Genomic DNA, 16275 nt, shown 5'->3' on the forward strand with positions numbered 1-16275 from the left:
TTAGCTTTGTTTTTTGTTTGGGAAAATTATATTATCAATATCCGTTAAATAAGATGTTCTATCACTTTCATTCCATACTTCTAAATCTTTAAGTTCTTTAGAATAATATTTCATGAAGACATTTTTTGTGCAAATAGGAATGAATACACCATTCTTCTCGTTTTCGATAATTTTTCGTCTCTTCTCTTTAAAAGAATCATTTTTATAAGAACGATTCGTTCCGCTATCCAATAAGCAAAGATTCTTAATGTTATTATCTTCTTCTCCTAATACATAGTTGATTATCTCATCAAATTCTTCGACCGGCGCCTCATTCTGTAAAATGTCCTTAATTTTTGTATTAACTTCATCATCAGCATCTGTAGCAATGTAATTAAGCTTAAGCCAATTTACTTCGTCTTCTTTTTTTACTTTAACCTCCGTAGCAATTGCATGTATATGTTCTATATCCCAACCAATTTTTTTATCCTTAAATCTATTAAAAGGAAATCTGCTTGTTTCTTTTTTAAAATTCAGCATTGTCTGAATATTGTGCAGTAATAAAATGTTTCTTACAGATCCGTTTTTGTATTCCAAATTAGCTAAATCGGTATCTGATTTCTTTTGAATTTCAGTGTCTATAAAAATTTTGAAGTCATTTTTTTTCTTGTTTTTAACTTCCTTTAGCAAGTCCTTAATATTTGTATTTGTTGCAATTAAATAGCCAATTTTGTGATACAATTCTCGATCATAGAACCACTCTTCAATTGTCTGAAAGATTCGTTTAATTTCTTTCCAATTTGCATCAATTTCATCTTTAGATCTTGTTTTGAATTTTTCTGCAAAAAAGCGAAAGGTAGAGTTTTTATCTTTGGCGTTTTGGGTTCCTTCAATACTTTCCATAAGTTGAAAAATATAATCAATTCTTGTAGGTAATTCATTTTCAGAGTTATTAATGAAATACCAAAGCTCATCGTTTTGTAAAGCATATTCAATTCTGTCCCATTCTGAAGCGATTTCTAATTGTTTTAACCTAATTGTTTCACTGTTAGCGTCTTTGAAGTTTGAACTATTTAAGAAAAGAGCTTTAATTAATTCGGCATTTGTTAACGGAATTTTTCCCATATTAATGCGTGTGAATATTTCGATAGCATCTTTATCAGAAGCAACTTCATACCATATTATCTTAGAATCTGATTTGAATTTCGATTGAAAATTATTGTTGTCAAATTCAACTTTGAATTTGTTTTTGTAATTAAGAACCCATTTGTGAATCGTATCATAAGCATTTGAGATATGATGAAAATCAATATTTGAATTGTTTATTACAGCGCTGCCTTTCAAATCATCTATTTTTTGATTTTTGAGAAATTCAAAACTTTTGTCTCTGGTTTCATATTTTAGGTTAAATTCGGTAATTTTTTGTTTTCCAACCCACATTTCATTTGCATAGTGAATGATAAGAAAAATTGTTGTTAATCGTTGCTGACCATCAATTACTTCGTACCAAACTCCAGATAGATTGTTTCTCTTATTCGTTTCTTCATCACATTCTTTTACAACGATAGGTTGTAAACAATACCATGTTTTATCATTTGAATTAGCAATGGGTAGAGGTGTGAATGAATTAATATCATCCAATAAATCTTCAACTTGTTGTTTTGTCCATCTATAGCCTCTCTGGTAAGATGGGATAAGAAAGTTCATTCCCAATAACTCAGCTATTGGTTTTTCTGTTAAATTAATCATAGATACTATTTATTATATTGTGTTTTAATTTTTGAGACTTTTTAAATACAATTCCGCACAAGCCTTAGCATCACTCAGTGCATCGTGATGGTTTAGTAAAATGTTATGCTGCTTGCACAAGTTGGATAAGTTTGATTTGTAGATTTTATAAGTACAGATTTTATTATAGTTAGGAATTGGTAAATTAAAATGTTGAAGTGTTTTTTCAAGAACAGGAAAATCAAATCCAAAACCATTATGAGCCACTACATTTTGGTTCTCTATAAATGGCTGTATGATTTGCCAGATTTGATTAAAATTAGGAGCGTTACTTGTTTTCTTTGATGAGATTCCATGAATGTCGGTAAATTGATTCCAATAGAAATTTCCGGGTGGTTGCACTAGTAAATTTATTTCTTTAGAAGTTATTCCATTTTCAATTCTAACTAATCCGATTTGACAAATGCTATTTCTATAACCTGTGGCAGTTTCAAAATCTATCGCAGTAAATGTGTTCATTAAATATAGAGATTTGTCATTTGTGAAATTCTGTTTTTCATTTCATTCTGAAGCCTGGCAGGAGAGACGACTTTTACATCTGCACCGTATTTCAATAGTTCCATTACAATATCATTAGTGGTATGTATGTAAATTTCTATAAGTAGCGTATCATCATTCTCTTTTATAATTTTTTGAGATTCATGAAGAGGAAAGGTTTTAATGTAATTTCCTTGCTTATTGACAAATTCGAGAACTACTTTTTCCGCAGGAGAATATGTTTCTACGCCGAAAGCGTGCTGAAATTCTTTTTCCACATTATATTTAATTGGCTTAAACTTAGTGTCTGTAATATTTAGATTTGAAATTCTATCAAGTCCGAAAGTTTTCACTTTGTTGTCTTTTTTATCCAAAGCAATTAAATACCATCGCTGATGAGATTCTTTTATAGCAATAGGATAAACTTCACGATTAGTGCTAAAGTCATCCCAATGCTTCTGGTGTGTGAATTTTGTAATATAAAGATTCTGTATGGCATGAATAATACCGTGAATGTTTTCCGTACCGGATGATTTTCTCTTTTCTAGAAAAACACTAGGGGATAACTTGTTTCCTTCTTGCAAGGCATGATGAATAGAAAAAGCATCCATTATTCGTGTAATCGATTGATCTTCTATTTCTTCTTCATCAATACTATAGGTTTTGTCTTTTCGGTTGTAATCAATTACAATTCCAAATATATCTAGTATATCTTTTTTGTCACGCTCAAACGTTCGAACGGAATATTCAAAATTAGTGTCAATGTCTTCATTCTCTAATTTACGAATAATATGTTTTTGTAAATCTTTAAAGTTACAGTTGCGGCTTCTTAAGCGATCTATAATATACAGGTATCTTTTGAAATATATTAATTTGGACATAGTTGTTTGGTTTTATTTTTCAAAAGTAAAACACTTGTCTGTCATTTTACGGCAGAGTATTACCGATGTTAAAATAGAAACAATATGCTTAATAAAAAAACGGTTTTCCGTAAAACAGTCTTTTTTTACAATATGCCCCTGTAGAATTTATCCACGAAGCGGTCTATTATTCTTCCTGACTTTCCTTTATCCATAATATCCCAATTGCTTCCCATTTGCTTTTATCAAAACCAGTATGCTTCTGTTTTTTGTTTCAGGAGCAAAGGTAGTCCGTGCCCTTTTCCAAAAGCAAGGCCGGGCCTTTGGTCTGCCTTGAAAATCTCCAGCCCTTCGGGTAGTATTTTCAGGCAGAGCCCTGCTTTTGTAGGACACTCACCTTTTTATGCGCATGAAACAAAACACAGCATACTGAGGCTCTTTAGACGAATAAAAAAAAATGTCAGAAAAAAGATTTGAAATATTGGAAAACAGAAGTGGTGAAACAAAACAAGCGCCTGCTCTCATTGCCGAATAAAATTTCTGAAAAAAATAAAATCAAAAGAAATAAGAATAAAAAGGCGCAGAGCAATGCGGGCGGGGATGCAGGGGGAGCAGAAACAAAAGGAAATGCGGGGACGGTAAAAGAAAGCTAAAATGCGGGCGGGTTAAAGCACATTAAATGCAGGGGCGGGAAAAAATGTTAAAAAGAGGGACATGAAAAACAGGGTGGTGCGGGGAAAATGAAAGAAGTGTTTAAGGGTGGGGTTTTGGGTAAGAGTGTTTGAGAATGAAAGGCAATTTAGGCGTCAGGGAAGATTGAAAGGCTTTAAAGGGATGCTGTGGCTACGATGTGAGGATGTTTTTTTGTTTGGGCTTTTTGGGTGTGGAAATTTTGAGCGGGGCTTTTGTGGATGCAGGGCTTTAATAGGAAGTAAAATGCACAGCAGAAGATTATACAGTATAAAAGTATAAAAGTATAAAAATGAATAAATAAATAAAACTATTAAGTAATACAATAATTAAGTGGATATAAATATTTAAAAATCAGAATCATGAACATTACAGGAAGATTGACAAGAGATGCGCAGGTGCGCACATTGTCGGACAGCAGACAGGTGGTGAATTTTTCGGTAGCCATCAACGAGAGCTACAAAAACAGAAAAGGCGACAGGGTGGAGCAGACCACCTTTTTTGACTGCGCCTACTGGATAAGCCCGAGGGTTGCCGAGTGGCTGACAAAAGGCACGGTGGTGGAGCTCACGGGAATGGTAAGCGCACGGGCGTGGAAGAACAGCGAGGGAGAACCGCGAGCGGGGCTGAATTTCAACGCATCGAATATCAAACTGCACGGAGGAGGCAGAAAAGCGGGAACAGCGCAGGAAACGCAGAGCGGGAAGGATTCGGTGCAGGGAGAGAACAACAAACCCAATTTGAAAGAGCCTGAAGAAGACCTGCCGTTTTAAGGGACGGCAGTAAAAGCAGAACATAGTTATAAACCTTAAAATAGATGCATTATGGCACACAATATCAACTATAACAGCAAAACGGGGAAGTATTCGTTTTTCAGCGTGAAGGAAAAAGCGTGGCACGGGCTTGGACAGACAGTAGAACAGTACCCGACAAGCGCGGAAGCCATCAAATACGCAGGGCTTGACTATCAGGTTGCTAAAAGCCCTCTCTACACCAAGGGCTCTGAAATCTTGGTCACCCGTGAGGGCATTGAAGTGGGAAGCTCCGAACTTGCAGTCCCTGACTGCTTTGCCACCATACGCACCGACAGCAATGCCGTTTTGGGCGTGGTAGGAAAGGACTACCATATCGTGCAGAACCGCGAGGCGTTCAGCTTCTTTGATGCCATTGTGGGCGGGAGCGACGGGATACTCTACGAAACGGCGGGAGCGCTCGGGCAGGGGGAACGAATCTTTATTACAGCAAAACTCCCTGACTATATCCGTGTGGGGAAAGGGGATGATGTTACCGAAAAATATATTTTTCTCACGACTTCCCATGACGGAAGCGGTAGCATCACGGCGGCATTCACGCCCATCCGCATTGTATGCCAGAACACCCTTAACGCTTCGCTCCGCTCAATGAGCAACGTGGTGCGCATCCGCCATACCTCGGGTGCTAAACAGCGACTTGACGATGCCCATAAAGTGATGGGGCTTGCCGACAGGCTCAGCGCACAGCTTAAAGGCATCTTCAATAACTGGGCTCAAGTAAAGATTACGGACAGGGAAGTCAAAAAGCTTATACAGTTGGCTTTATGCCCAAATAAGGAAACCTTGGAGCTAATCAGAAAAGGTGCGGAGGAAGAGGCTTCCGCAATATTCAAAAATACCGTAGAGGATGCTTTCGCCTACGCCATGGCAAGCGAGGCACAGCAGATGGAGACTACTAAAGGCACTCTTTTCGGGGCTTACAACGCCGTGACGGGATACTATCAGAATGTGCGCAAATACAGGGACGGTGAGGCAAAACTGCAGTCGATCGTCATGGGAGGCACGGCGCAGGAAAAAGCGCAGAAGGCGTTTGATTTATGCATGGCTTTCAAGACGGACGGCGCGGAAATCCTCAACCTTAACTAGGCGGGAAATAAACCAAAGGCTGTTGCCAAAATGGGACAGCCTTTAAAAAGCTATTCCCATCGGGATTAAAAAGCTGAAAAACTCAGAAACAGCACAAGAAACAATTAAAATTTAAAAGCAATGAACACTAATTTTTTCAATCAGATTGCGCAGATGGACATTATAGGGGATCTGCACATTACCGTAGCCAAAGCAACAGAGGACAGGCTTGTAGTGCTTGTGATGCTACAGAACGAGGCTTGCGGGGACAGCGCAAAGCACAGCATCCCGCCACTGAGCCTTCGCGGTACGGCAGAGGAGCTCGACCAAGGCTTTTTTGAGAATATCACCACGCCCATGCAGAGCGCTTCGGGTCTTATGGTGGATATGGAGGGCTATATGAAACAGCTTGAAAATACCAAGAAGCAGTCTGCCATGGAGAAACAGAAAGCAGAAAGCCAAACAAAGGAAGCCGAGGCAAAGGAGAAAAAGTTCAATGATGGCATGGCAAAGGCGGACGAGCTTGAAAAGGAAGGGAAATTCCGTGAGGCATGGATGAAAGTGCCCGAAATCCACGAGTACCCTTTAAAAGCCGAGCAGTTGCGAAAAAGAAAAGCCGAACTGTCTGCGAAATTTGCGCCCGACCTTTTCGGCATTGCATCAGAGAAGACAGCGCCCGAACCGCCAAGAGAAGCGCTTTTCCCCGAGCACGGCTATACTGGGGAAGACGAACAGACAGACGAAGAGGAAACAGAAACCGAAGAAGCCGAGTATTGGGAAGAAGACCCCGAAGAGCAGCAATATTAACTAAAATACAGCGGTCATGATACTATCGACACAATTGCAGAGGATATTTATACTCAAAGACAAGGGGCAGAAAATCAGGCTTTCCGACCCCGAACCGCGATGGAGCGCCGAAGCGGTGCTGAATTTCTATGCGCCGACATACCCCATACTGACCACAGCCAAGATATCCGCCCCTGCCATCAGGGACGATGCGGTCGAGTACCGATTTGAAACGGTAATGGGAACAAAAGGCTAACCGAAAATCTAAAGCCATGAATTATGCAAAAACAAATCATATCGGGGGCAGTGAAACTGCCCGAGGGAAAAAGGCAAAAACAGCTTCACGAACAGCTCGCAGGGTTTATGCATTGGATGCAGAGACCCAAAGACGCGGGCGAGGTGCAGAAGGACAAACCAAGGGCGGTTCCTGCGGGAATGCTTCCGATGGTTTTCTAAAGGTTTCTTTCCTGCCTGTACTGCAGCAAAATAAAGCGGTACAGGCTGGCAAGGAATCTGAAAAAATGCAGAACGATTTTTATGCGTCCCTTGACAGGCTTGCACGACATTACGGAATTATGCCGATGGCAACCCGCCATTTAGGGTTTCCATACAATACGGCGCTTGCTTTGTGGGATTTGCAGGAAAAGCTCAAAAAAAGCGTGGGGAATTTTTCCGAACTGCGGGTGTTGCAGGACTCAGAGAAAACCTATCTGACAAGCGAGGAAAAATACCATACAGGCACAACGCTCTATTATATCCCGATACAGCCGATTTATCAGATGCTCAAAGCCCCAAAACGAAAGATGAATGCTCAACTGCTTTTATCGGTCTGTGCTTATCTGTACCATGTGGCAGGGATTCCGTACTACAGGGAAGAGGGAAGCTACCTGTACTGGCTCTATGAAATGCACAGGGAATGGACGGAGCAGGAAGAGGACAGGGAGGAAGACGAAAGGTACATCGGTGAGTTTGACAAGGCGGAATTTATTGGGGACTTTATCGCACAGAAGATTTTCAGCCCCAAGAACCTGACCTTTTTTGAAAAACGGCTGAACGACTTTAAATGCCTTAATGCCTTTGATGAGGAATGCTTGGATATCGCCAAAAATGCTTTTGCCTTATTTGCAGACTATCCCAACGAGAGCATTTTTCGAAATGCAGTCGTACAGGACGGAGATGAAGACGCAGAAACGGAAGAGGAGAGCATAAGCATGGAAAAGTATATTTCCTTTATCTCGCATACCCGAGGATGGCTGTATGAAAGCATTGAGGAGAGCATCAACAATGAATTCAACGAGTATGGCGCAATGGACGAGCCGACAATTATAAAATGTTTTGACGGAAATGAGCTGACAGAGGACAGTCTTGATTTTGAAAGCCGACTGTTTGCCCTTTTGGACGACATGTGCGCCTTGCTGTATAACTATAAAAGCAACGAAGATGAATACTATAATTGATATAACCCGAGATTTTGGAACGCTCTACCGCCCGAAATCAGCCCTTGTTTTTTATGAAAGCAATACTTTAGATAAAGAGGTGTATGTCGAGCATTTTGATATGGATAAAAACGGCATGCCTATCAACGCCCATCCGCTTACGGAGCGTGAAGCCGAGGGGCTTGCCAAGGCGCTCGCCAATGAAAAGCAGAAGCAGACCACCTTTCTGCGATCTAGCGGAATTCTGCCGACAAACATTCTGCATATCAATCCAAGCAGGGAAAAAAGTTCTGTGATATGGCATACCAAATCCCAAAAAAGACCGCTGTATTTCATAGAAGGCTTGGGCATTCCCTGCGGTCAGGCTCTTGTCCCTGCCATGGTCTGGCAGGCGGACAAAAGAGGCCTGCGGGTGTTTGCCTTAAAAGGCAACCGCAGACCATCGGAAAAAACACCGCTTTATCATGCGCCGTTTTTCAACATCTACGAGGACGGCAGGGTGTGCATGGGCTCGGTAAATGTGGAAATAAAGGAATCATCCTCAATTGAAGAGTTTATAAAGGCGTGGGAGCATTATTTCTTTAAAAGCTATTTCAGCCACCTTATGGGAGAGAACAGTACCGTAGAAGGCAATTGCGTGAGCCTTTGGAAAGACCTTGTCGCATCGGGCAGAGCTTTTCCCACAGCGATTTTGAAAAAAAGCCACAAAACACTTAAAAACTTATTGCCATGAAAACGGAGAAAACCAAAATGCATTTTACAGACCCATATCTCATTAGCCCGACCAATCCCATTACTGTCAATCTTATAGGGGCGGACGGTACTGGCTCAAAGGTGCTCACTGCCCTTATGGAAATGAACCACAGCCTTATGGCTCTCGGGCATGCAGGGCTCTTGGTGCGCCTATGGGATGATGATGTAATCACAAATGCCAACCTCGGCAGACAGCGCTTTGCGCACAGCGAGCTCGGGCTTTACAAATCCGTGGCGCTTATCAACCGCGCCAACCGCTTTACAGGGACAAACTGGAAAGCGGAAACCGTTAAATTTGAAAGGGACAGCTTTGGGAAACTTCCCGAAAATGCTAAAGCAACTATTTATATCACGTGTACGGACAGCGCAAAGTCCCGTTTTGAAACTGCCGATATTTTAAAGAACTGTAACCAAAGGCATCACAGGGACGCCCCGAGGTATTGGATGGATTTTGGCAACAGCACCTGCACCGGGCAGGTCATACTCTCCACGGTGGGGGAGATTGTACAGCCGAAATCAGAGAAGTTTGGTGCCGTTGCGAGCCTGCCGTTTGTGACCGAGGAATTTGGCGAACTTTTAAATCAGTCCGAACAGCACGACGACACGCCGAGCTGTTCGCTTGCCGAGGCGCTCGAAAAACAGGATCTGTTTATTAATTCGGCTTTGGCGCAGATGGGATGCTCGCTTTTGTGGAATCTCTTTCGTGAGGGCATGACTGCAAACAGGGGATTTTTCCTGAATCTGAAAGATTTCCGCTCTCAGCCCATTGCGGTTGGATAAGCCCGAAACCGGGCGGCAAAAAGGCACTCCTTCCTTTCGGGCGGAGCGTCTTTTTGCGTTTAAAGCGGTGGAGCGCCTTTGCCAAAATACAGTTCCCGCTATTTTACCAAACCCGCTGTGTTTTTATTAAGGGATGACTAATCCCTTTTGCTGTATTGGCGGGCTTCTTTTCTTTCCGAGGCGGCCAAAGAAAAGATTCTGTGTTATACTCCAAATTTTTTTAAAACTTTTTGACACGGTTCAAAATTTTGTATTTTGCAGTTTTAAAAGTTAGAACGATTGAAAAAATCAATAGAAATAAAAAATAAAATTGAAATGATGGAGCTGATAAAAGTTTCACCATTTAGAAAAGTTATACGTAGAACAGAACCCCATAAACACAATAGTTATTTTGAGATTATTTATCTCTCAAAAGGTAAAGGAAAACATACTATTGATACACAAGAATTTTCAATAGCACCACCAATTATTTTCATCGTGCGTAAAGAGCAGGTACATTTTTGGGATATTGAAACAGAGCCATCCGGTTTTGTAATCATTATTAAAAAATCGTTTATTGAAAAAAACCTAGACAAGGAAATAAAGCAGTTACTTTCAAAAATAAGTCCCTTTCCTTGTCTATATCCAAATGACAAAAATACAGTTGAACAGTTATTCCAACTCTTAAACAAAGAATATCAAGAAAGTAAGGGGGAGAGTAACGCAATAATAGAAGGCTTACTGAAAGCTTTATTAGCTAAATTACTTCAATCTGAAAGACCTGAAAATTCGATAAGAAACCACAAAGAAAATCTTTTTCACAAATTTAAAGACCTTCTTGCGCAGGAGAAAAAATTGACAAACAAAGTTGTACACTATGCCAAACTTTTTAATACTACTCCTCAAAACCTCAATGCCATTTGCAGAAGGGAAAACAACCAGTCAGCGACGGAAGTGCTTTCAGAGTTTATAATTGGTGAAGCTAAACGATTATTACTTTACACCGACCTAACCATTATTGAAATTTCTTACTCATTAGACTTCAAGGACAACTCCCACTTTACAAAATATTTTAAGCGTTACACAGGGATTACACCAAATGCTTTTCGATCAGTGACGAGTTAGGGGTGATACCATTCGTTTTTCAAATAAACCACAAAGTCATTTATTTGTTGTTTATTTTTACTAAAAAAAAAGATGCAAAAAATATTAATTACTCTCCTTACACTCTCCATGTTAAGTTGCGGTCAAAAATCTGATAATTCGCAATATTTACAAACTAAGATTGACAGTTTAGAAAATAAACTTTCTCAAACATATAAGCCAGGATTTGGTGAATTTATGGGTAACATACAAATTCATCACGCTAAACTTTGGTTCGCAGGAGAAAATCAAAATTGGCAGTTAGCCGATTTTGAAATGAATGAAATCAAAGAAAATTTAGACGGGATTCAAAAATATTGTTCCGACAGAACTGAAACCAAATCTATCGGAATGATTAATTTGGCAATGGATAGTTTGAGTAATTCAATTCTGAAAAAGAACAAAGTAATGTTTCAAAGAAATTATACAACTCTCACAAATTCTTGCAATACTTGCCACCAAGCCACAAATCACGAATATAACGTAATAACCATTCCGAAAATTCCACCGTTTTCAAATCAAGATTTTATGACAAAAAAATGATAGAATTTATTAAAGAATTAGACATTTCAATACTTTTATGCTTAAATGGTGGTCATTCCGGATTTTGGGATGAAGTGATGTGGTTTGCTAGTGGTAAATTTACATGGCTTCCATTTTATGTGTTTTTGTTATCACTGTTAATATGGAAGTATCGAAAAGATGCGATTTTTATGATATTATTGATCGTTTTACTAATCACTATAAGTGATCAGTTAGCTTCAGGAATATTCAAACCATTATTTGAAAGATTGCGGCCAAGCCATAATCCTGATTTAATAGATAAGCTTCACATTGTTAATAATTACAGAGGCGGAAAGTTTGGTTTCACATCATCCCATGCAGCCAATGTGTTTTCATTGGCATTCTACCTTACGCTGGTGGCCAGGGACAAACTAAAATGGATGCCTTTTGTCCTTATCCCCTGGGCAGTATTTGTCAGTATAAGCAGGGTTTATCTTGGAGTGCATTATCCGACGGATATTATTGTTCCGGCCGTTCTGAGTATTCCAATTGCTTTGTTTGTGGCTCGAATTTACAATTTCTATAATCCAATTATATTAAAAAAAATCGCTTAATATGTTCAAAAAGATCATCACGACCGACAACTCAAAAACCACAATTATAATCCGCTTGATTATTGGTGCGGTTTTCTTTTCCGAAGGAATTCAAAAATTTTTATTTCCAACCATTCGTGGTGCTGGCCGCTTTGAAAAAATCGGTTTTCCATCACCTGATTTTTTAGGAAGTTTTGTTGGGTTTTTCGAAATCCTCTGTGGAATTCTACTTTTAGTTGGTCTGCTAACCCGTTTAGCCAGTATTCCGTTAATCATAATAATGCTTGTAGCTTTTGCAACTACTAAAGCTGAAGTGTTAGCAGATGAGGGCTTTTGGGAGCTTCTTCACGGAAGCCGTACTGATTGGGCAATGCTTTTAGGAAGTATTTTTCTTTTAATTACAGGTGGAGGTAATTGGTCTATTGATAAAATTTTAATGAGGAATGGCGAATGATATTCATATAAAAGAGATTGCTAAACTCTTTCTCAAGCTGGGATTGATTGGTTTTGGAGGTCCGGCGGCACATATTGCAATGATGCAGCAGGAAGTTGTACTTAAAAGAAAGTGGATGAGCGAACAGCATTTTTTAGATTTATTAGGAGCTACTAATCTTATTCCAGGACCCAATAGTACTGAGATGGCAATACATATTGGATACGACAAAGGGGGCTGGAAAGGACTACTCGCTGCTGGCATGTGCTTTATTTTTCCAGCGGTTTTCATTACTGGTATTTTTGCTTGGCTGTACAAACAATACGGACAGTTGCCCGAAATACAGCCGTTTATTTATGGTATCAAACCAGCCATTATAGCCATCATTATCGGGGCAATTTTTCCATTAGGCAAAAAATCGATTAAGTCAGTTTTATTAGCATTTATAGGTATCGCTGTATTGGTTTTGTCTTTTTTCGGAATCGGGGAAATGTATTTAATGTTTGGTGCAGGCCTGTTTGCATTGGGTATGTTTTATATTCAAAATCAAAAAATAAATACGCTGCAAAGTTTTATTCCGGTTCTTTTTTTTCAAATTGCAAACAATCAATTACTTTCAGAAACAAACACCAGATTATTTTGGATGTTTTTAAAAATTGGTGCTATTCTCTACGGAAGCGGTTATGTGTTATTCGCATTTTTAGATACGGAACTGGTAGCAAACGGCTTACTTACCCGACAGCAATTGATGGATGCTATTGCAGTTGGTCAATTTACACCAGGTCCTGTTTTTTCATCAGTTACATTTATCGGCTATCAAATCAATGGATTATCCGGGGCTGTTATCTCAACGATTGCTATTTTCCTTCCATCGTTTGTATTAGTAGCATTGCTTAACCCTTTGATGAAAAAAATGAGGAATTCTAAGGGGCTGTCAGCTTCGCTGGATGCTGTAAATATAGCATCTGTTGCCATTATTATTGCTGTTTGTTTTACAATGGGTAAAGAAACCATAATCGATTGGAAGACAATCAGCATTGCACTTATTAGTGCAATTATCGTTTTCAAATTCAAAACAATTAACAGTGCATTTATTGTCTTGGGGGGTGCAATACTTGGCTTTCTTTTATATCAATTTTAATCTTATAACGGTATAAAAAGGCAATAGTATCTATTGGTAGTAGCAAATAAACTAATACCCCTTTTAAAGAATTCATGTGGATAGATAAATTAACAATAAGTAATTCAACTCTCCATTACATAGCTATTACTGCAGACGGCAAAATTTGATTTGCATATTCCGAGTTATAATAAGAATTGTTTTTCCAGAGGATAAAAGTCAATTCTAAAATTTTTCTTTGGATGGCAACGATAGCTTTCATTTTAATGCCATGCCTTGAAACCAATCTTAAAAAGATATCTCTAAACCTTTCATCGGTTCTAATCGCAGCCAGTGCCGGAAAGTGCATGACTTTCCTTAAATTCCGATTACCCCGCTTGGATATGCGTGGTTTGGATTTTACAGAGGTACCAGATGTCTTTTCTCTTACATCTAATCCCGCATAACTAACCAGTTGCCTTTTATTTTTTATGAGTTCGAAACCGTTGGTTTCAGCAATAATGGTCACGGCAGTCAAATTTCCAACTCCAGGTATAGAAGATATTATTTTCATCTTTTCTGCTAATACCTCATCTTTTTTGATGAGTTTAGAAATTTCTTCTCTTATCTCCTTTTCCTGCGTATTAATTAATGCTATTCTTTTGTTTGTTCTTTTAACTGACTTTTCACTTGATGTTGCAGAGATACGTTCAGCATGCAACTGATTTTTTAACATGGTACGTTCCTGTACCAGCTGCTCGCGCTCCCGACAAAGCTGCCTTAAATCATTAAATATTTTTAGAGGAGGTTGCCAAACTTCCAATTGCCTTTCCAAACCAAATCTTGCAATTGCTTGAGAAGCACTCTTGTCAGTAATCGTTCTTATATCAAGTGTTCTCACATAATTACTAATCTTGTTTGGTAAAACTATACTGACTTGTTTTTGAACACTACAAAGATAATAGGCTAACGATTCATGGTAAACCCCTGTTGCTTCCATTACGTAACGTACTTCCGTTGAGGTTAGTGTTTGCTTATTAACCCACAATACAAGACTGGAAAACCCTTTTTTAGTATTGGGAAATACCTTGTAAGCATAAACTTCAATACTGATCTGCTCGTCCATCCGACCAAGCGACACAACTAATTCCTTTTGCGCAACATCAATTCCGACTGTTTGTTTTAATAATACCTTCATCTTATTTCGTTTAGGTAAGTGATAACCTTTTCTCATCTTTTCTCCTGAGTGGATATACAGGCTATACGACCTCAAATAGAGATGTATTCCTTACATTCTGTTCAGATTCTAAAAGGTAAAAGAAGAGGAGGCAGTCTCTTTTCTTGAATATACCGTAAGGCTATTTAAAGCAAAATCTGCTCTCGCTCTTCTTCACTTAAATTATGTTAGACAAACATAGGAGAAGCAAAAGAAGGCCGCCTTATTGTGCAGGCTCTTATTTAAATTGTGGTATAGGCTCTTTTTTCCAGCGCGAAAATCCTTTGAAGAGATACTGCATCTTTTCAAATTCGATAAGGACTATGAGCTCTTCTTTGCACTTGGCTCTAAATCCCCGAATACGCAGGAAGTCCTTAAGGGGGAAATCAGCCATCTGCCCGAAGGTTTCCATCTCCATTGCATCGAGTACTGTCAGCAGTCTCCTGCTTAACGGATACTGGCTGTCTAAGACGCGTTTTTCCCTGTCTTTTTTTGTTTTTTCTTTTCTGATCTGGGCTGGACTGGGGTTTAATTCGCGTTTTAGCTCCTGCAGCTTCTCAATATACCCGTTGATTTCTGAAAGCAGTTCGGCCACAGCCTTTGCTTTGCTCAATGTTCTCTCTAAAAGCGCCTCGACATATTCGGACGTAACACCATATTGCGCTGCTGCCTCCTGCAGTGGCATATTTTCTGTCAGGAGTCTATGAAGCATATCATATTCCTTTTCAGGAAGCACTTTTCTCGATATTTCGGTATAAAGCCTGTTGGCGCGGTCAATATCATTCTGCATAACAATAAAAGTTAATCGTTCTTGCCAAAATATTTTTTGGCTTTTTCGGATAATTACTAAGGTATTAAAATTGATTGAGTTATGAAATTTATTTAAAGCAAAGATTTAAGAAAGATATGAAACAAAACAGCCCAAGCAATGCTTTGGGCTGTAATACTTTTTCATTTCAATATTTTGGTAAGCATTAAAATTTAAGGTGCATATCGTTTATCAGCCTGGCTTTTACCAGATCTGAATTTTTAATCTTGAGTGTCTGGTGTCTGCCACCGCTTTTCTCAAAGATCTCGATCAGCATCAGTTTGTCATCCGATATTGTAAACTGGTCCAGGAGGAAGACATTCTGGTCAGTGGCTTTTCCGGAAATCTCATAAATCATTTTATAAGCGCGCAGCGGAACAATCGGAATTTGCTGGATGGCAGTGCGTCTGGCTGTTTTTTTATCGACAACCTTGAAGACCATAAAATCAATACGGAAAGGGACATTGGTGCTGTTTTCAAGCTGCGTATGGAAATAATACTTGCCGTTGTGGATGTAGATGCCCTTTAGGCTGAACTCAATCCCGAAACTCTGCGATGAAATGTGTTTTAAGACTCGTTTATTGTTTTTGTAAATAGTTTCCATAATCAAGGCAGCGAGGGAAGGAGGGGTTTTGCCTAGGTCTTCAAAAAGCACACCGCTTGCGGTGGTTTTGTCCACGGTCTTGTGCATCAGTTGAAGATCATAGCTCAGAGTTGATGGCAGGGAGCTGTACTGAACATTAAAACTGTAAAATCGTCCGTCATCGGTAATTACCGAAAAGTTGGTTTCCTGGTCAAAATCCTTAACCCCTGCTTTGATACGAAGGACGTTTTCTGCATCCTCGGCCTTTGAGGCAATCAGGCATTCACTTCCAAGATCTACGTATCGGATAGCGGACGGGAAAATAAGATGGGAAGTTTTATCGTAGGTGACCTGCATATTGTACGGCAAAATCTCTCCTAAATTAAGGCTCGTGGCTTCGTTTTCCTGAGCTGATGCGGATACAGAATAGGCTATTAAAAAGGTGATTGCCAAAAATGTCTTTAAATAATTTTTCATAATTAATTGATTTA

General features: G+C 39.3%; 19 protein-coding genes. 13 read left to right on the forward strand and 6 right to left on the reverse strand.

Annotation, left to right across the window (positions count from 1 at the left end; genetic code table 11):
• Genes ACHRV0_RS12740 through ACHRV0_RS12750 form a run of 3 tightly spaced genes read right to left on the reverse strand, consistent with a single transcriptional unit; the run spans position 1 to position 3125 of the window.
• Complete coding sequence (locus ACHRV0_RS12740) at positions 1-1728, reverse strand: DUF262 domain-containing protein (RefSeq protein WP_395441079.1); 1728 nt, start codon at positions 1726-1728, stop codon at positions 1-3.
• Between the two features lie 24 nt (positions 1729-1752).
• A complete protein-coding gene (locus tag ACHRV0_RS12745) occupies positions 1753-2226 on the reverse strand; it encodes an exonuclease domain-containing protein (protein ID WP_395441080.1) in 474 nt (157 codons plus the stop codon).
• The gene (locus tag ACHRV0_RS12750) at positions 2226-3125 is read right to left on the reverse strand and encodes a helix-turn-helix transcriptional regulator (RefSeq protein ID WP_395441081.1); all 900 of its coding nucleotides are present in this window, start codon (positions 3123-3125) and stop codon (positions 2226-2228) included. The genes ACHRV0_RS12745 and ACHRV0_RS12750 overlap by 1 nt, the downstream gene beginning before the upstream one ends.
• Before the next feature lie 452 nt (positions 3126-3577).
• Here ACHRV0_RS12750 and ACHRV0_RS12755 point away from each other — a divergent pair, with 452 nt between their 5' ends.
• The 13 genes from ACHRV0_RS12755 (at position 3578) to chrA (ending at position 13219) form a co-directional block, all read left to right on the forward strand.
• Positions 3578-3757 carry a hypothetical protein gene (locus tag ACHRV0_RS12755; protein ID WP_395441082.1) on the forward strand — a complete coding sequence of 60 codons (180 nt, stop codon included), beginning with the start codon at positions 3578-3580 and terminating at the stop codon, positions 3755-3757.
• 399 nt (positions 3758-4156) lie between these two features.
• Entirely contained in the window at positions 4157-4567 is a 411-nt protein-coding gene (locus ACHRV0_RS12760) for a single-stranded DNA-binding protein (RefSeq protein WP_395441083.1), read from the forward strand.
• 51 nt (positions 4568-4618) lie between these two features.
• Positions 4619-5692 (forward strand): DUF932 domain-containing protein, encoded by a 1074-nt coding sequence (locus ACHRV0_RS12765; RefSeq protein ID WP_395441084.1) that lies wholly within the window; start codon positions 4619-4621, stop codon positions 5690-5692.
• Between the two features lie 120 nt (positions 5693-5812).
• The gene (locus tag ACHRV0_RS12770) at positions 5813-6478 is read left to right on the forward strand and encodes a PRTRC system protein E (RefSeq protein WP_395441085.1); all 666 of its coding nucleotides are present in this window, start codon (positions 5813-5815) and stop codon (positions 6476-6478) included.
• A gap of 16 nt (positions 6479-6494) precedes the next feature.
• A complete protein-coding gene (locus ACHRV0_RS12775) occupies positions 6495-6713 on the forward strand; it encodes a PRTRC system protein C (protein WP_395441086.1) in 219 nt (72 codons plus the stop codon).
• A 16-nt stretch (positions 6714-6729) separates the two neighbouring features.
• The gene (locus ACHRV0_RS12780; protein ID WP_395441087.1) at positions 6730-7914 is read left to right on the forward strand and encodes a hypothetical protein; all 1185 of its coding nucleotides are present in this window, start codon (positions 6730-6732) and stop codon (positions 7912-7914) included.
• Complete coding sequence (locus ACHRV0_RS12785) at positions 7898-8626, forward strand: PRTRC system protein B (protein WP_395441088.1); 729 nt, start codon at positions 7898-7900, stop codon at positions 8624-8626. Before ACHRV0_RS12780 ends, ACHRV0_RS12785 begins: the two co-directional genes overlap by 17 nt.
• Positions 8623-9426, forward strand: coding sequence for a PRTRC system ThiF family protein (locus tag ACHRV0_RS12790; RefSeq protein ID WP_395441089.1), 804 nt, complete (start codon positions 8623-8625; stop codon positions 9424-9426). Before ACHRV0_RS12785 ends, ACHRV0_RS12790 begins: the two co-directional genes overlap by 4 nt.
• 279 nt (positions 9427-9705) lie before the next feature.
• On the forward strand, positions 9706-10530 hold the full coding sequence (locus tag ACHRV0_RS12795; protein WP_395441090.1) for an AraC family transcriptional regulator: 825 nt from the start codon (positions 9706-9708) through the stop codon (positions 10528-10530).
• Positions 10531-10602: 72 nt separating this feature from the next.
• Positions 10603-11091: a hypothetical protein gene (locus tag ACHRV0_RS12800; RefSeq protein ID WP_395441091.1), complete on the forward strand. Its 489-nt coding sequence runs from the start codon at positions 10603-10605 to the stop codon at positions 11089-11091.
• Complete coding sequence (locus tag ACHRV0_RS12805) at positions 11088-11666, forward strand: phosphatase PAP2 family protein (protein ID WP_395441092.1); 579 nt, start codon at positions 11088-11090, stop codon at positions 11664-11666. The genes ACHRV0_RS12800 and ACHRV0_RS12805 overlap by 4 nt, the downstream gene beginning before the upstream one ends.
• Position 11667: 1 nt before the next feature.
• The gene (locus ACHRV0_RS12810) at positions 11668-12099 is read left to right on the forward strand and encodes a DoxX family protein (protein WP_395441093.1); all 432 of its coding nucleotides are present in this window, start codon (positions 11668-11670) and stop codon (positions 12097-12099) included.
• On the forward strand, positions 12089-13219 hold the full coding sequence (chrA, locus tag ACHRV0_RS12815) for a chromate efflux transporter (protein WP_395441094.1): 1131 nt from the start codon (positions 12089-12091) through the stop codon (positions 13217-13219). The genes ACHRV0_RS12810 and chrA overlap by 11 nt, the downstream gene beginning before the upstream one ends.
• A gap of 115 nt (positions 13220-13334) precedes the next feature.
• On the opposite strand, the gene ACHRV0_RS12820 is transcribed toward chrA, so the two are convergent.
• The 3 genes from ACHRV0_RS12820 to traN all read right to left on the reverse strand — a co-directional run bounded on the left by ACHRV0_RS12820 (position 13335) and on the right by traN (position 16261).
• Positions 13335-14375, reverse strand: coding sequence for an IS110 family transposase (locus ACHRV0_RS12820; protein ID WP_395441095.1), 1041 nt, complete (start codon positions 14373-14375; stop codon positions 13335-13337).
• 256 nt (positions 14376-14631) lie between these two features.
• Complete coding sequence (locus ACHRV0_RS12825; RefSeq protein WP_395441096.1) at positions 14632-15183, reverse strand: hypothetical protein; 552 nt, start codon at positions 15181-15183, stop codon at positions 14632-14634.
• Between the two features lie 184 nt (positions 15184-15367).
• Positions 15368-16261, reverse strand: a complete 894-nt coding sequence (gene traN, locus ACHRV0_RS12830) for a conjugative transposon protein TraN (protein WP_395441097.1) — start codon at positions 16259-16261, stop codon at positions 15368-15370.
• Positions 16262-16275 lie beyond the last annotated feature (14 nt).

The organism is Flavobacterium sp. FlaQc-30, assembly GCF_044005885.1.
Taxonomy (GTDB): Bacteria; Bacteroidota; Bacteroidia; order Flavobacteriales; family Flavobacteriaceae; genus Flavobacterium.

Coding starts and splice junctions, on each gene's coding strand:
- chrA (WP_395441094.1), top strand. CDS start 12,089: ATGGCGAATGATATTCATATAAAAGAGATTGCTAAACTCTTTCTCAAG.
- ACHRV0_RS12820 (WP_395441095.1), bottom strand. CDS start 14,375: ATGAAGGTATTATTAAAACAAACAGTCGGAATTGATGTTGCGCAAAAG.
- ACHRV0_RS12810 (WP_395441093.1), top strand. CDS start 11,668: ATGTTCAAAAAGATCATCACGACCGACAACTCAAAAACCACAATTATA.
- ACHRV0_RS12775 (WP_395441086.1), top strand. CDS start 6,495: ATGATACTATCGACACAATTGCAGAGGATATTTATACTCAAAGACAAG.
- ACHRV0_RS12770 (WP_395441085.1), top strand. CDS start 5,813: ATGAACACTAATTTTTTCAATCAGATTGCGCAGATGGACATTATAGGG.
- ACHRV0_RS12800 (WP_395441091.1), top strand. CDS start 10,603: ATGCAAAAAATATTAATTACTCTCCTTACACTCTCCATGTTAAGTTGC.
- ACHRV0_RS12790 (WP_395441089.1), top strand. CDS start 8,623: ATGAAAACGGAGAAAACCAAAATGCATTTTACAGACCCATATCTCATT.
- traN (WP_395441097.1), bottom strand. CDS start 16,261: ATGAAAAATTATTTAAAGACATTTTTGGCAATCACCTTTTTAATAGCC.
- ACHRV0_RS12825 (WP_395441096.1), bottom strand. CDS start 15,183: ATGCAGAATGATATTGACCGCGCCAACAGGCTTTATACCGAAATATCG.
- ACHRV0_RS12740 (WP_395441079.1), bottom strand. CDS start 1,728: ATGATTAATTTAACAGAAAAACCAATAGCTGAGTTATTGGGAATGAAC.
- ACHRV0_RS12785 (WP_395441088.1), top strand. CDS start 7,898: ATGAATACTATAATTGATATAACCCGAGATTTTGGAACGCTCTACCGC.
- ACHRV0_RS12750 (WP_395441081.1), bottom strand. CDS start 3,125: ATGTCCAAATTAATATATTTCAAAAGATACCTGTATATTATAGATCGC.
- ACHRV0_RS12780 (WP_395441087.1), top strand. CDS start 6,730: ATGAATTATGCAAAAACAAATCATATCGGGGGCAGTGAAACTGCCCGA.
- ACHRV0_RS12805 (WP_395441092.1), top strand. CDS start 11,088: ATGATAGAATTTATTAAAGAATTAGACATTTCAATACTTTTATGCTTA.
- ACHRV0_RS12745 (WP_395441080.1), bottom strand. CDS start 2,226: ATGAACACATTTACTGCGATAGATTTTGAAACTGCCACAGGTTATAGA.
- ACHRV0_RS12760 (WP_395441083.1), top strand. CDS start 4,157: ATGAACATTACAGGAAGATTGACAAGAGATGCGCAGGTGCGCACATTG.
- ACHRV0_RS12765 (WP_395441084.1), top strand. CDS start 4,619: ATGGCACACAATATCAACTATAACAGCAAAACGGGGAAGTATTCGTTT.